The sequence below is a fragment of the Reyranella sp. genome (genome assembly GCF_004297265.1).
In the GTDB taxonomy this organism is placed as follows: Bacteria; Pseudomonadota; Alphaproteobacteria; order Reyranellales; family Reyranellaceae; genus Reyranella.
In genome coordinates this window covers 81,158-95,953 of record NZ_SCUT01000021.1, presented here as the reverse complement: position 1 = coordinate 95,953, position 14,796 = coordinate 81,158, and the positions used below count along the sequence as shown (strand labels likewise).

Annotated in this window: 12 protein-coding genes; 8 read left to right on the top strand and 4 right to left on the bottom strand. The window is 67.1% G+C overall.

The features are described from left to right. On the top strand, nt 1-1,185 hold the full coding sequence (locus EPO41_RS07995) for a class I SAM-dependent rRNA methyltransferase (RefSeq protein ID WP_296322935.1): 1,185 nt from the start codon (nt 1-3) through the stop codon (nt 1,183-1,185). 23 nt (nt 1,186-1,208) lie between these two features. Continuing rightward, nucleotides 1,209-2,408 (top strand): patatin-like phospholipase family protein, encoded by a 1,200-nt coding sequence (locus EPO41_RS07990; RefSeq protein WP_296322931.1) that lies wholly within the window; start codon nt 1,209-1,211, stop codon nt 2,406-2,408. A gap of 7 nt (nt 2,409-2,415) precedes the next feature. Here EPO41_RS07990 and EPO41_RS07985 read toward each other — a convergent pair whose 3' ends face one another. Continuing rightward, complete coding sequence (locus EPO41_RS07985) at nt 2,416-4,572, bottom strand: cation:proton antiporter (RefSeq protein ID WP_296322929.1); 2,157 nt, start codon at nt 4,570-4,572, stop codon at nt 2,416-2,418. Nucleotides 4,573-4,663: 91 nt separating this feature from the next. Here EPO41_RS07985 and EPO41_RS07980 point away from each other — a divergent pair, with 91 nt between their 5' ends. From EPO41_RS07980 to EPO41_RS07960, 5 genes are all read left to right on the top strand, one after another. Then, on the top strand, nt 4,664-4,846 hold the full coding sequence (locus EPO41_RS07980) for a hypothetical protein (protein WP_296322926.1): 183 nt from the start codon (nt 4,664-4,666) through the stop codon (nt 4,844-4,846). Then, nucleotides 4,843-6,237: an amidase gene (locus EPO41_RS07975; RefSeq protein WP_296322924.1), complete on the top strand. Its 1,395-nt coding sequence runs from the start codon at nt 4,843-4,845 to the stop codon at nt 6,235-6,237. The genes EPO41_RS07980 and EPO41_RS07975 overlap by 4 nt, the downstream gene beginning before the upstream one ends. A 12-nt stretch (nt 6,238-6,249) precedes the next feature. Beyond that, nucleotides 6,250-6,432, top strand: a complete 183-nt coding sequence (locus EPO41_RS07970) for a hypothetical protein (protein WP_296322921.1) — start codon at nt 6,250-6,252, stop codon at nt 6,430-6,432. Nucleotides 6,433-6,514: 82 nt separating this feature from the next. Beyond that, on the top strand, nt 6,515-7,861 hold the full coding sequence (locus EPO41_RS07965) for an LLM class flavin-dependent oxidoreductase (protein ID WP_296322918.1): 1,347 nt from the start codon (nt 6,515-6,517) through the stop codon (nt 7,859-7,861). 11 nt (nt 7,862-7,872) lie between these two features. After that, nucleotides 7,873-8,715: a GNAT family N-acetyltransferase gene (locus EPO41_RS07960; RefSeq protein WP_296322914.1), complete on the top strand. Its 843-nt coding sequence runs from the start codon at nt 7,873-7,875 to the stop codon at nt 8,713-8,715. Between the two features lie 102 nt (nt 8,716-8,817). Here EPO41_RS07960 and EPO41_RS07955 read toward each other — a convergent pair whose 3' ends face one another. Then, on the bottom strand, nt 8,818-10,380 hold the full coding sequence (locus EPO41_RS07955) for an ABC transporter substrate-binding protein (protein ID WP_296322911.1): 1,563 nt from the start codon (nt 10,378-10,380) through the stop codon (nt 8,818-8,820). A gap of 89 nt (nt 10,381-10,469) precedes the next feature. On the opposite strand from EPO41_RS07955, the gene EPO41_RS07950 reads away from it, so the two are divergent. Next, the gene (locus EPO41_RS07950) at nt 10,470-11,918 is read left to right on the top strand and encodes an amidohydrolase family protein (RefSeq protein WP_296322908.1); all 1,449 of its coding nucleotides are present in this window, start codon (nt 10,470-10,472) and stop codon (nt 11,916-11,918) included. A 50-nt stretch (nt 11,919-11,968) separates the two neighbouring features. Here EPO41_RS07950 and lon read toward each other — a convergent pair whose 3' ends face one another. Beyond that, nucleotides 11,969-14,371, bottom strand: a complete 2,403-nt coding sequence (gene lon, locus EPO41_RS07945; RefSeq protein ID WP_296322905.1) for an endopeptidase La — start codon at nt 14,369-14,371, stop codon at nt 11,969-11,971. After that, complete coding sequence (locus tag EPO41_RS07940; RefSeq protein ID WP_296322902.1) at nt 14,368-14,790, bottom strand: Hsp20/alpha crystallin family protein; 423 nt, start codon at nt 14,788-14,790, stop codon at nt 14,368-14,370. The genes lon and EPO41_RS07940 overlap by 4 nt, the downstream gene beginning before the upstream one ends. Nucleotides 14,791-14,796 lie beyond the last annotated feature (6 nt).

The following is a 14,796-nucleotide window of genomic DNA, read 5'->3' as shown; positions in this document are numbered from 1 at the left end:
TTGGCCCTGAAGAAGCTCCCCACCGTCATCCTGCGCGCCGGCGAGGATCGCCGCGTCCGCGCCGGCCATCCCTGGGCCTTCTCCAACGAGATCCTGATGGACGCCGACGCCAAGGCAATCCCGGTCGGCAGCCTGGCGACCCTGCGCGCGCCCGGCGGCGAGGCGCTGGCACTGGTCACCTTCAATCCGCATTCGCTGATCGCGGCGCGCGTTCTCAGCACGAACCCTGAAGCGCAGGTCGATGCGCTGTTCATCGGTCGTCGCCTGACCCAGGCGGCGGCGCTGCGCGACCGGCTGGTCGGCGTACCGTATTACCGGCTGATCCACGCCGAGGCCGACGGCCTGCCGGGCGTGATCATCGACCGCTTCGGCGATGCCTTCGTGGTGCAGGTCAATACCGCCGGCATGGACGCGCTGACGCCGGTCCTGCTGGAGGCTCTGGAGGCCGAATTCTCGCCGACGACGATCGTCCTCAAGAACGATTCGCCGGTGCGCGAGCTCGAAGGGCTGAAGCGCGAGGTGGTCGTGGCCAAGGGAGAGGCCGGCAGCATCGAGCTGATCGAGAACGATGCGCGTTTCGTGGCCGATCTTTCGGAAGGCCAGAAGACCGGCTGGTTCTACGATCAGCGCGACAACCGGCGCTTCATGGCGGGCCTCGCAAAGGACGCCCGCGTCCTCGACGCCTACTGCTACAGCGGCGGCTTCGGTGTCCTGGCGGCGACGCGCGGGGCGAAGTCCGTGGTCTGCCTCGATCGTTCGCAGCCCGCCCTCAACGCGGCCCAGCAGGCGGCGGCCCTGAACGCGGTCGACAAGATCGTGTCCTTCCGGAAGGGTGAAGTGTTCGAGGCCCTGGAGAAGGAGAAGCCGCGCAGCTACGAGGTCGTGATCTGCGATCCGCCGGCCTTCGTGAAGAGCCGCAAGGACCTCAAGACCGGCGCGCAGGGCTATCGCAAGCTGGTGCGGCTTGCCGCCCCCCTGGTCACCAGGGGCGGCTTCTTCTTCGTGGCCTCGTGCTCGCATCTCGTCGATCCGCCGCTGTTTGCCGAGCAGGTCCGGCGCGGCCTGCGCGATGCCGAGCGGACCGGCCGCATCCTGCTGAGCAGCGGCGCGGCACTCGATCATCCGGTTCATCCGAACCTGCCGGAAACCGCCTATCTCAAGGCGATGGTGCTACAACTCGACTGATCGGAGACCTCGGGGGAGGGGACATGTCGGCAATTCGCTTGCTTCTTGTATTGGCCTTGGTGTGCCTGGTCGGAACGGGCTGCTCCATTCCGGATCGCGGCGACGCGGTGCCGCGGACCCACACGGATCTGGCGCAGCCGCTCGGCATTCCCAATGCGCGATTCTACGCCGATGGCGACGCCAGGCTGATGGTTGAAGAGGGCGTGAAGTCCGGCGCGCGGGAAGCCGCCGCGCTGCGTGCCGCGGGGGCTTTGCCGACGCAGATCCCGCCCGCCTATTTTCTTGCCGTGTCCGGGGGCGGTGACAACGGCGCCTTCGGCGCCGGCATCATGAACGGCTGGACTGCCGTCGGCACGCGCCCGACGTTCAAGATGGTCACCGGCGTCAGCACCGGCGCCCTTATTGCGCCCTTCGCCTTCCTGGGTTCGGACTACGATGCGCAACTGCGCGACGTGTACACGAACATGACGCCGGACAAGGTCTTTCGCATGCGCGGCCTCACGGCAGCCCTGTTCGACGATGCCATGGCCGATACGGGACCGCTCGCCGAGATAATCGCGAAGTATGCCGACCAGAAGATGCTGGATGCCATTGCCGCCGAGTACAACAAGGGCCGGCTGCTGATGATCGGCACGACCGACCTCGACGCCCAGCGGCCGGTGATCTGGAACATCGGCGCCATCGCCGCCAGCGGGCGCCCGGGAGCGCTCGACCTCTTCCGCAAGATACTGCGGGCCTCCGCCGCCATTCCGGGGCTCTTCCAGCCGGTGCTGATCGACGTCGAACTCGACGGGAAGAAATACCAGGAGCTGCACGTCGATGGCGGCGCCATCGCCCAGCTCTTCCTCTATCCGCCGTCGATCGACATTGCGAGCGTCAAGCGCGAGCGCCGCGCCTACATCATCCGCAATGCCCGTCTCGATCCGGACTATGCGATGGCCGAGCGCCGCACCATCACGATCGCCGGCCGGGCGATCGTGGCGATGCTGGCGGCCAGCGGCTTCAACGACGTGTTGCGGACCTACTTCGTCTCGCAGCGCGACAAGGTCGATTACAACCTCGCCTATATCGGACGCGACTTCGAGGCGCCGAAGAAGGGCGAGTTCGACCAAGCCTACATGAACGCACTCTACGAATACGGCGTGCGGGAGATCGTGGAGGGCCGCGCCTGGCACAAGCACCCGCCGGGTCTCGCCTCGCCGGCCGCCGTTCCCACGCGGTGAGCGACGATCAGCGCATCACCAGCAGCGTGGGACACTGCAGCTTCTGAATGAGCGCCAGCGCGCCCGGACTCAGGAACTTCGCATCGCCGTGCCGGAGTGTCGTGCCGATCACGATCAGATCGTAGCGTCCGCGGACAGCGGCCCGGCGTATTTCCGTCTCGGGGTGATGGTTCGTCGCGGTCAGTCCATGGACCGCAACGCCTGCGCGCTTGCCCATGCGATGGACCCCGACGAGCACGGACATGCCGGCCCGCCGCGCGCGGCCGCGCAGAAGCAACGTGTCGTCGCCGGGATCGAACACATGCAGCGCCGTCAGCTTTCCGTGACTTGCCGCCGCCAGGGCTAGGGCGACCTCGGTGGCAAGGCGGGCATCGGGGCTGCCGCCGGTGGGCACCAGGATGTCGAGGGGGCCGGCCGCGATGTCCGCCGTCTCACCGTTCACCATAATCGCAAGGGGGCCATCGAAGGCGGCGACCATCCTCTGGAGCCTTTCCTCGAACCGGGGCCCCTCCGGGGAAACCGGCCGATCGATGCCCACGAAGGCGATGCTGTAGCCCTTGGCGAGTTCCTTCTCGAGCCCGTCCACAGCCGTTGCGGTCCGTGCCTGCAGCAGCTGATCGACCGGTGGTCTCTCGGCCGGACGGGTCTGCTGGGCCGCGGCGGGCAGCCCGCGGTCGACTGCGATTTGCATCGCGTCGGTGAGTCTGTCCTGCGCGAGGGGCTTCTCCGTCGTTCGGTCCGGTAGCGGATGGTGCAACATCGTCGTCAACAACCGGAGACTGCCGGCAAAGAGGCCTGCGAGTGAGGTCGTCCACCGGCCGTTGGCGCTGTCATCCGCGAGGACGAGGGCGCGCTCCATTTTTGGAACGGCCTGCTGCTGCTCGGCCTCTTCCTTCTCGAGGCGCCTGGACTCCTCTTCGCGCAACGGCACGCGCGCCATCATGTAGCGCAGGGTGGGCGGCATGATCATGGTGGTGACCACCGCCATGGCGACGATCATCGTGTAGAGCTGGTTGCTGAGCGCGCCCATCGACAGGCCGATGCTGGCGATGATCACCTCGGTCGAGCCGCGGGCGTTGAGGCCCGTCGCCAGGGCCAGCGACTCCAGTCCCGTCAGTCCGCCCAGTTTGCCGCCGGCAAGGGCGCCCAGGAACTTGCCGATGCTGGCGACCAGGATGATCGCGAGAGTGAACAGCGCCAGTGTCGGGTCGAACAGCGTGCGCAGGTCCATGCCGAGGCCGGCGACAGCGAAGAAGACCGGGCTGAAGAAGGCAATGATGAAGCCGCGCAGCTCGCCCTCGATATGCTCGGTTAGAATCGGCGACTGCCCGATCAGCATGCCAGCGATGAACGCCCCCAGCGCCGTGTGGACGCCGATCAGCTCGGTCATCAGGGCCATCGAGAGCAGGATCACCAGGATGGCGCTGATGACCGGCATCTCGATGGTCATGTTGTCGTTGCACCACAGGATGATTCGCGCCACCAGGCGCCGCCCGACCGTCAGGCTTGCCGCCAGGAAGATTGCGGTCAGCGCGAGGCTGGTGCCGATGTCGGCGAGGCTCACGGTCCCGTGGGCGGCGATGCCCGAGATGACGGCGATGATCACCCAGGCCAGCGTGTCGTCGAGGATGGCGGTCGCCAGGATGAGCTGGCCGAGATCGCGCCGGATGGCTCCTACTTCCATCAGCACCATGGCCACGATCTTCACCGAGGAGATCGACAGGGCGGTACCGAGGAAGAGGGCGGTGACGAGTCGCGCGGTGGGCGAGGGAATCAACTCGATCGGCAACGCATAGGCCAACCCGACGCCGCACGCGAATGGTATCGCGATGCCAAGCAGCGACGTCGAGATCACGGCCCGCCGCCTTTGATTCACCAGCGTCAGGTTCGTCTCCATGCCGGTGAGCAGGAGGAGGAGCAGGATGCCGATCTGCGACACGGCATCGATCATGCTTTTCAGCGCCGGCGTGTCGGGAAAGACGATGGCCCTCAGGTCTGGCAGCAGCAGCCCGAACACGGAGGGGCCCAACAGCACCCCGGCGAGGAGCTGGCCAAAGATGGCGGGCTGGCCGATTCGATTCATCGCCTCGCCGATCAGGCGTCCGAAGAAGAGCAGTAAAATGAGCTCGGCAACGAAGATTGCCGTCGTATGCTCTGCAGCCAAGCGCCCCCCGATCGCGCGTGCTCTCCATGCCCTCTATGGACGGCTGGCACGACTCGTGCTGACGTCTGCAGGGCTGAAGGAGAGATATCGCGTGGATAAGGAAACGATCGAAGTGCTCGCGCGTTCCGCCGGCCTTGCCAAGGCGCTCGCGGAATTCCCCGAGGATGTGGCCATCTCCGCCAGGCAGGCGGCGGACGTGGCGCGGAAGATCAAGCGACCGGCCGATCCGACGGCCGAGCCGTGGCCGCCGATGAAGGCGGGGACGACGCTATGAGCGACCTGCACTGGATGACGGTGGGAGCGGCCGCGCGCGCCATCGCCGCGAAGGAACTCTCGCCCGTCGATCTCACGAAGGCTCTGCTCGACCGCATCGAGCGGCTCGACTCCAGGCTCAACGCCTTCATCCGTGTCGACGGCGACGCTGCCATGGCCGCCGCCCTGGCGGCCGAAACCGAGGCCCAGTCGGGCCGGCTGCGCGGGCCACTGCACGGCGTGCCGGTCGGCATCAAGGACATCATCGACGTCGCGGGCCTGCCGACGACCTGCCATTCCAAGGTCCTGCAGGACAACATGGCGACGGCGGACGCGGTCTGCGTCGCGAAGCTGCGCGGCGCCGGGGCCATCGTGCTGGGCAAGCTTTCCACGCATGAATTCGCCATCGGCGGCCCGAGCTTCGACCTGCCGTGGCCGCCGGCGCGCAATCCGTGGAACACCGACCATCATCCCGGTGGCTCCTCGTCCGGGTCGGGCTCGGGTGTGGCGGCCGGCTTGTTCCCCATGGCGCTGGGTACCGACACCGGCGGCAGCGTGCGCAACCCGGCGAGCTGCTGCGGCATTGTCGGCCTGAAGCCGACCTATGGGCTGGTCTCGCGCCGTGGCGTCTTCCCGCTGTCCTTCACGCTCGACCATGTCGGACCGATGACGCGCACGGTGGCCGACAATGCCCTGATGCTGGAAGCGATCGCCGGCCACGATCCGCTCGATCCCGGCAGCGCCGCGGCGGCGCAGGGCCACTACGGCGCCGCGCTCGAACGCAGCCTGCGCGGGCTTCGCGTCGGTTTCGTGCGCCACTTCCACGAGATCGACACGCCCGCGAATCCCGAGGTCACGGCGGCGCTGGAGCATGTCGCGCGCAGCTTGCAGGTCGAGGGTGCCGAGGTGCGCACCATCACCCTGCCGTCGCTCAACGAGTTCGGCGCGGTGAACCGCGTGATCCTGCAGAGCGAAGCCTGGTCGATTCACGGACCGTGGCTCAGCGAGCGTCCCGGCGACTACGGGAAGCTGGGCCGTCAGCGCCTGATGGCCGGCGCCTTCATGAGCGCGGGCGACTACATGCTGGCGAGCCGTCGCCGGCTGCAGATGATCGCCGAGGTCGAAGCCGCCTTGCGCGAGGTCGACGTGCTGCTCTGTGCCAGCTCGATGGACCCAGCCTGCCGAATCGAGGATACGGCCGAGGTCGAGCGCACCTATCCACGCCAGGCCCGCACGCCGTTCAACGTCACCGGCCATCCGGCGCTCGCCATGATGGCCGGCCTCTCGGTCGGCGGCCTGCCCGTCTCGGTGCAGTTCGTCGGCCGCTACTTCGACGAGGCGACGGTCTTCCAGGTGGCGCGCGCCTGGGAACGCGTGGCCGGGACGGACAAGAAGCATCCGCCGATCGTGTGACGAGAGACGGGCATGACGACGATCCTGATCATCGGCGCCATCGTGACCCTCGTCCTCGGGCTGCCGGCCATCCTGTGGCTGACGAAGCTCATCTGGCGGCCGAAGCCCGAGGAAGAGGCGATCCATCGGGGGATCGCCGAGACGCGTCGGCGCGAGGCCAGGCGCCGGGAGAAGATGCCACTGCCGCGCGGCTGACCGGCAGAAATTTTCCGTCGAATTAGTTCTTGTCGTCCGAGCGGGCCTTGCCGGTCCGCCCGGCGGGCGCAACATACTGGGCATGACCCAGAAGAAGCTTCGCCTCGGCGCCTTCATGCGCCCTGTCAGCATCCACACCGCCGCGTGGCGCTATCCCGGCGGCACGCCGGACGCCAACTTCAATCTCAAGGCGCTGGTGAAGTACGCGCAGACGCTGGAGCGCGGCAAGTTCGACGCCTTCTTCATGGCCGATCACCTGGCCGTGCTGAACATGCCGATGGACGCGCTCAAGCGCAGCGCCACGGTGACATCGTTCGATCCGTTGACCCTGCTGCCGGCGCTGGCGATGGCGACGAAGCATCTCGGCCTGATCGCCACCGCCTCCAGCACCTTCGAGCCGGCCTACACGATCGCTCGCCGCTTCGCCTCGCTCGACCATATCAGCGAGGGCCGGGCCGGATGGAACCTGGTGACGACGTCCAATCCCGACGCGGCGCTGAACTTCGGCCTGGACGACCAGATGCCCCATGCCGAGCGCTATGCCCGCGCGCGTGAGTTCTTCGATGTGGTGACCGGCCTTTGGGACTCGTGGGCCGACGACGCCTTTGTGCGCGACGTCGAGAACGGCATCTACTTCGATCCGTCGCGCCTGCATGTGCTCGACCACAAGGGCAAGTACCTGAAGGTGCGCGGGCCGCTGAACATCGCCCGGCCGGTTCAGGGCTGGCCGGTCATCGTGCAGGCCGGCGCCTCCGATGCCGGTCGCCAGCTCGCGGCCGAGACGGCGGAGATGGTGTTCGCCGCCGGCGGCCCGATCGACGGCGCGCGCGCCTTCTATGCCGACGTGAAGGGCCGTGCGAAGAAGATCGGCCGCAATCCCGATCACATCAAGATCCTGCCCGGCGCCTTCGTGGTGGTCGGCGATTCGCTCGACGAGGCGAAGGAGAAGCGCGCGCGCCTCGACAGCCTGGTGAACTACGACAGCTCGATCGCCGCCGTCTCGATGGCGCTGGGCGTCGACGCCCGCAAGTTCGATCCCGACAAGCCGCTGCCCGACGACATTCCCGAGACCGAAGCGAGCAAGAGCGGTCGTGAGCGGGTGATCGAACTCGGCAAGCGTGAGAACCTGACCGTGCGCCAGATCGCCGGCCGTCTCGGCGGCTATGGCGGGCTCGGCATGCTGGGCACGCCGGCGATGATCGCCGACCAGATGGAGGAGTGGCTCGTGACCGAAGCCTGCGACGGCTTCAACGTCATGTTCCCCTACCTGCCGGGCGGGCTCGACGATTTCGTCGACAAGGTCGTGCCCGAGCTGCAGCGCCGCGGTCTCTTCCGCACCGAGTACGAGGGCACGACGCTCCGCGAGAATCTCGGCCTGCCGCGACCGGAGAACCGTTTTTTCGCGGCGACGGCACGGGCGGCGGAGTAAGCTCCGCGCCCATGAGTTTCGAGATCTCGGTCGGCAGCGCCGACGACGTTCAGCGCATGGCCTCCTGGGCCAACGACGAAGGCTGGAATCCCGGCAACACCGATGCCCATGCCTTCTTCACCACGGACCCCGGCGCCTTCCTGATCGGCCGTCTCGACGGCGAGCCGCAGGCCTGCATTTCCGTGGTGAAATACGGTGCGGGATTCGGCTTCCTGGGCTTCTACATCGCCCGGCCGCCGGTGCGCGGGAAGGGTTACGGTATCCAGGTCTGGCGAGCCGGCATGGCGCGGCTCGCGGGACGCAACGTCGGGCTCGACGGCGTCGTCGCGCAGCAGGGCAATTATCGGAAATCGGGTTTCCGGCTCGCCTGGAACAATATCCGCCATGAAGGGGCGCCGCCGTCGCCCAAACCGCCGGCCGGTGTCGCATTGGTCGATGCGCGCAGCATCGGCTTCGACCGGCTGGCCGCCTACGACCGCCGTTTCTTTCCCGAGGCGCGGGATTCTTTCCTTGCCTCCTGGATCTCGCTGCCCGAACGCGCCGCGATGATCGCGCTGCGTGACGGGGAGATCGTGGGCTTTGCCGTGATGCGCGCCTGCGCGGCAGCTTCGCGCGTCGGGCCACTCTATGGCGCAACGCCGGAGATCGCCTCTGCGCTGGTGGGAGCCCTGGCAACGACGCTCGGCGCGACCGCCGTCGCGATCGACGTGCCCGATCGCAACAAGCCGGCGGTGAGGCTTGCCGAACGGATCGGCCTGAAACCCTCCTTCGAGACCGCGCGCATGTACACCGGCGCGGATCCCGACGTCGACTATGCCGGCCTGTTCGGCGTGACCAGCCTGGAACTCGGCTGATTCATCGGAGCGCGCCACTCCAGTGGCGCTCATGTCTTGTCGGTGAGGAAGGTCTGAGCGCAACTGGAGTTGCGCGCTCCATTGTCCTCACTGCGTCTCAAATCACTGCGTCTTCTTGATGTTCCAGAAGACCGGCGCCGGCGACGACAGGCTGCCGGTGACGTTCTTGCGGATCGCCATCGGCACGTTGAACTGGCCGAGCTGGGCGAAGGTCGGATACTCCGACTCGCGAACTTGAACCGCGGTCGCCAGCTCCTTCCGCTTGGCGGGATCGGTCGTCTTGGCGAAGGCGTCGCGCAGTTCCTCGATCCTGGCGTCGCACGGCCAGCCGATCGCGGCCTTTTCGCAGGCGGCGCCGACGAAGGCCGAGACGATGGGATTGAGCAGGTCGGCCGACACCCAGGAGGTCATGAACGCACTCCAACCGCCGGCATTCAGCGGCTCCTTGCGGGCGCGGCGCGACAGCACGGTCTGCCAATCCATCGCCTGCATGTCGACGACGAAGCCGCCGCGCTCCAGCAGCGATTTCGCGATCGGCGTCAGGCGGCCGGTGTTGGTGTCGGTCGCGAACAGCAGCACGACGGGCGTTCCATCATAGCCTTCCTGTTTCAGGATCTCCTTCGACTTGGCGAAGTTGGATTCGAGCTTGTCCTCGAAGCCCGCGTCGGTCGCATAGGGCGTGCCGCAGATGAAGAGCGCCTTGCACTCCTTGAAGTATTTCGGGTCGTTGATGGCCGCCAGAAGGAAATCCTTCTGGTTCAGCGCGTAGAGCGCGGCCTGGCGGATCTTGGCGTTGTCGAACGGCTTGTGCAGCACGTTGAAGCGCAGGCTGTACTGGCTGCCCAGCGGATTGAGATCCTTGATTTCGATGTTCTTGTCCTTCTCCAGCAGCGGCAGCATCTCGATCAGCGGCTGCTCGAGGATGTCGATCTCGCCGGTCTGCAGCGCATTGGCGGCGGTCTGCGGATCGGTGATGTTGATCCACTCGACCCGGTCGACATAGACGTTCTTGCCGCCGGAGAGGGCCGAGGGCGGCTCGGCGCGCGGCTTGTAGTCCTTGAACTTGTCGTAGACCGTCTTCTCGCCCGGCCGCCACAGGTCGGCGCGGAATACGAACGGACCGGAGCCGATGAACTCCTTGATTTGCGTGTTGCCCGGCGTCTCGGCGATGCGCTTGGGCATGATGAACGGCACGTTCGAGCTCGGCTTGCCGAGAGACTCGATCACCAGCCCGTAGGGCTCCTTGAGGGTCAGCGTGAAGGTCTTGTCGTCGACGGCGGCCAGGTCCTTGGTGAAGCTCATCAGCTTCTGGCCCATCGCGTCGCGCGACGCCCAGCGCTTGATCGAGGCGATGCAGTCTTCGGACTTCACCGGCGCTCCATCGTGGAACTTCAGCCCGTCGCGCAGCGTGAAGGTATAGGTGAGCTTGTCGTCGCTCACCTTCCAGCTCTCCAGCATCTGCGGCTTGACCTCGAGCTTGTCGTCGACCGCCAGCAGCGTGTCGTAGACCATGTAGCCGTAGTTGCGGACGATGTAGGCCGTGGTCCAGATCGGATCGACGATCTTCACGTCCGAATGCATGACGACCTTCAGAGTCTGCGCCTCGGCCGTGACCGAGAACAGCGCTGCCGTCGCGGCGGCGAGCGCCCATTTCACACTCCGCATGACTTGCCTCCTTGTTCTCTTGTTTTCCTGATTCTATCGTTCCATTGCGCTGCCTATGCAACAGGCATGCCTTCGCGGGAGCAGAATTCATGTCGGTGCGGCCCGATTCGATCCGAAACGTCTCCTGGGCCGTGGTCCGGGACGGTGCCGAACGGCGTCACGTCTATCGACGCGAGGTCGACCTGCACCTGAAGGACGGCCGCATCGTCGAGATCACGCCGGCCGGCACGCGTCCCACGGGACCGGCTGAGACGGTGATCGACGGAAGCGGCATGCTGGCCCTGCCGGGCCTGATCAACATCCACTCCCATCCGTCGACCGAGCCCGGCTATCGCGGCGTGCGCGAGGACCATGGCGTGCCTGAGCAGCAGATGACCGGCCTCATGGAGCGCCTGCAGGCCTTTCGCCTGGGTGACGACGGCCGCCAGGGCGCGGCTACGATGGCCTATTCCGAGATGCTTCGCGCGGGCACCACGACGGCCTGCGATGTCACCGTGCCGTTCGAGGGCTGGCTGGAAACGATGGCTGAGAGCGGCATGCGCTTCCATGCGGCGCCGACCTTCGCCTCGGCGCGCTGGGGCATGGCCTCACCGCAGACCGTGACGTGGAAATGGGACGAGGCGGCGGGCCTCGCCCAGTTCGAGAAGGCCAAGCGTGTCATGGAAGAAGCCCAGTCGCACAATTCGGGGCGTCTCGACGCCGTGGTCTTCCCGGCGCAGATCGACACGGTGACGCCGGAACTGTTCGCCGCGGGACGCAAGCATGCGGATGAAACGGGCCGCCGCTTCTCGACCCATATCGGCCAGTCGGTGGTCGAAGTGCGCGAGATGATCCGCCGTCACAACAGGACGCCCATCCAGTGGGCGGCCGAGCAGGGCCTGATGAAGAGCGACACGATCATGGCGCACTGCATCCTGCTCGACGATCATCCGCAGATAAACTGGCATACGCGCAAGGACCTCGACCTGATCGCCGAATCGGGCGCATCGGTGGCGCACTGCCCGCAGCCCTTCGCGCGCTACGGGCTGGCCATGGATCACATCGGCCGCTATCGCGCCAACGGTGTCAACGTGGGTCTCGGCACCGACTGCGCGCCGCACAATCTGATCGAAGAGATGCGGCTCGCGATCGTCGCCGGCCGCCTGATGAGCGAGGATATCCGCAGCCTCGATACCGCCGGTGCCTTCGAGGCCGCGACCTTCGGCGGCGCGGCCGCACTGGGACGCGACGATATCGGCGCACTCGCGCCCGGCATGATGGCCGACATCGTGCTGGTGGATCTCGGGCATCCGCTGATGCAGCCGGCGCGCGATCCGCTGCGCTCCTTCGTGTTCCATGCCGCCGACCGGGCGGTGCGCACCGTGCTGGTCGACGGCGAGGTGGTCTTGAAGGACGGCGATCCCGTGCATCTCGATCCGAAGGCCGCCATGGAACGTCTCACCGAAGCGCAGGCCCGCATGCTGCGCGATTCGGTCAAGCTCGACTACGCCAACCGCCCTGGCGACGAGATCTCGCCGCTGTCACTGCGGATTTCGTGATTCCATCAAGTTCCTCTCCCCCTAGCGGGGGAGAGGAACATGAAAGAGTTTCAGCCCTCGTTGCTCTCATCCGGCGCGTCGGGCGTCAGCGCTTGCGCCACCGCATCGTCGACCTTCTCCAGCCAGATGAACTCGAGCGTGTTGCGGACTTCCTCGGGGATGTCGTCGTAGTCGCGCCTGTTGCGGGCCGGCAGCATCACGCGGGTGATGCCCGCCGCGGCCGCGGCCACGACCTTCTCCTTGATGCCGCCGACCGGCAGGACGAGGCCGCGCAGGCTGATCTCGCCGGTCATCGCGGTGTCGCTGCGGATGGTGCGACCGGTCATCAGCGACGCGAGCGCCATGAACATCGCCACACCGGCGCTCGGCCCGTCCTTGGGCGTGGCGCCGGCCGGCACATGCACGTGGATGTCGTTCTTCTCGAACAGGGCCGTGTCGATGCCGATCGACTTCGCCTTGTTCTTGATGACGCTCAGCGCCGCCTGCGCACTCTCCTTCATCACGTCGCCGAGCTGGCCGGTCAGGATCAGCCGTCCGTTGCCCGGCGAGCGCGTCGCCTCGATGAACAGGATGTCGCCGCCCACTGGCGTCCAGGCGAGGCCCGTGGCCACGCCCGGCACGCTGGTGCGCATCGCCACCTCGTTCTCGAAGCGCACCGGTCCCAGCAGACCCTCGATGTCGGCCGTGCCGATCTGCACCTTGGTCGCCGAGCCTTCGGCCACCTGCACCGCGACATGGCGCAGGGCACGGCCGATCTCGCGCTCGAGCCAGCGGACGCCGGCCTCGCGCGTATAGCCGTCGATGATCAGGCGCAGCGCCTCGTCGTCGATGCCGGCCTGGTCGGACGTGAGGCCATTCGCTTCGAGCTGCCGGCGCATGAGGTAGCGCTTGGCGATCTGCAGCTTTTCGCCTGCCGTGTAGCCGGAGAGCTGGATGATCTCCATGCGGTCGCGCAGCGGGCCGGGGATCGTGTCCAGCATGTTGGCGGTCGCGATGAAGACGACGCGGCTCAGGTCGAACGGCACGTCGAGATAGTTGTCGCGGAACGTGCCGTTCTGCTCGGGGTCGAGCACCTCGAGCATCGCCGCCGACGGATCGCCATGGACGCCGCTGCCCATCTTGTCGATCTCGTCGAGCATCATCACGCAGTCGCGCGAACCCGCCTTGCGGATCGCCTGGATGATCGTGCCCGGCAGCGCGCCGATATAGGTGCGCCGATGGCCACGGATCTCGGCCTCGTCATGGACGCCGCCCAGGCTCACGCGCGCGAACTTGCGGCCCATCGCCCTGGCGATCGACTGGCCGAGCGAGGTCTTGCCGACGCCCGGAGGTCCGGCGAAGCACAGGATCGGCGCCTTGCCCTCGGGCGCCAGCTTGCGCACGGCGAGATACTCGACGATGCGCTTCTTGATCTTCTCCAGGCCGAAGTGATCGGCGTCGAGCACCTTGCGCGCCTCGGCGATGTCGATCGGCTGCGTCTCGGGCAGCGCCCAGGGCAGCTCGACCAGGGTGTCGAGATAGGTGCGGATCATGCCGTGCTCGGCCGAGGCCTCGGGCGTGCGCTGCAGCCGGCGCAGTTCCTTGCGGGCGGCGGTCTCGGCCTCGGGCGGCATCTTCGCCTCGGTGATCGCCTTGTCGAGATCGGCGATCGCCTGCTTGTTCGAATCGTCCTCGCCCAGCTCGCGCTGGATGGCGGCCATCTGCTCGCGCAGCACCATTTCGCGCTGGCGGGCGTCGAGCGAGCTCTTGGTCTGCTTGCCGATCTCGCTGCTGATGCGCAGCACTTCGAGCCGCTTGGACAGGAGCTGGGTCACCTTGTCGAGGCGCGGCACGAGGTCGAGCGCCTCCAGGATCTCCTGCTTCTCCTCCGGCTTGGAATCGAGATAGGAGGCGGCGAGGTCGGCGAGGGCGCCGGCGGACGTCGTGCTCTCGACCGTCTGCCGCAGCTCCTGCGGCACCTGCGGCAGCAGTTCCAGCGTGTCGCGGATCTGCTGCTTCAGGACGAGGAAGCGCGCCTCGATTTCCGGCCCGGTGCCGGTCGGCTCGACAAGGTGCAGGCCGCGCGCCAGCAGGAACGGGTATCCCTCGACGACGTCGGTGATGCGGAAGCGCTGCACGCCTTGGCAGACGATGTGATGGTTGCCGTCGGGCGTCGTGACGTAGCGCAAGATGTTGACGATCGTGCCGACCGCATGGAGGTCGGCGGGCGCCAGCTCTTCCTTCGCGGGATCGCGCTGCAGCACCAGCAGGATCTGGCGCTGTTCGCGCACGGCCTGCTGGATGGCGGCGACCGACGAGGGGCGGCCGACGCTGATCGGGAACACCATCTCGGGAAACAGCACGAGGTCGCGCACCGGCACGACGATCAGCGCATCGGACGGCAAGGGCTTTGCGTCCGGCGCGGTCGCGGGCTTCGCGCTCACGGGCTGGACCACGTCATCCTGCGGGCTCATGGCTGCCTCCGCGTGCCGGCCTTGGCCAGGGTCACGACGAGGCAACCGTTCGCCTCGAAGCGCCGCACCTCGCCGTACACGCCGGGCGGAAGCGCCACCCGACGCTCGAAGCGGCCCTGCGGCAGCTCCATGCGATGGATCCTGGCGGTCCTGAGTTCGGCGGGGACCGTGCGCTCGCCGGACAGGACGAGCGTGCCGTTCTCGATGACGGCCTCCACCTTCTGCACATCGACGCCGGGCAGTGCCGCGAGGATCAGGACTTCGCGCTCGGTCTCGAGCACGTCGACCGGCGGCTCCCAGCACGGACGCAGGCGGCCCGCCGTCTGCGGCTTGAATACCTGCTGATGCAGCCGCTCGGCCTGCGCCAGCATCTGCAGCGCTTCCGACCACATCCAGTCTCGTGGATCGCCTCTCGTCATAAGCCC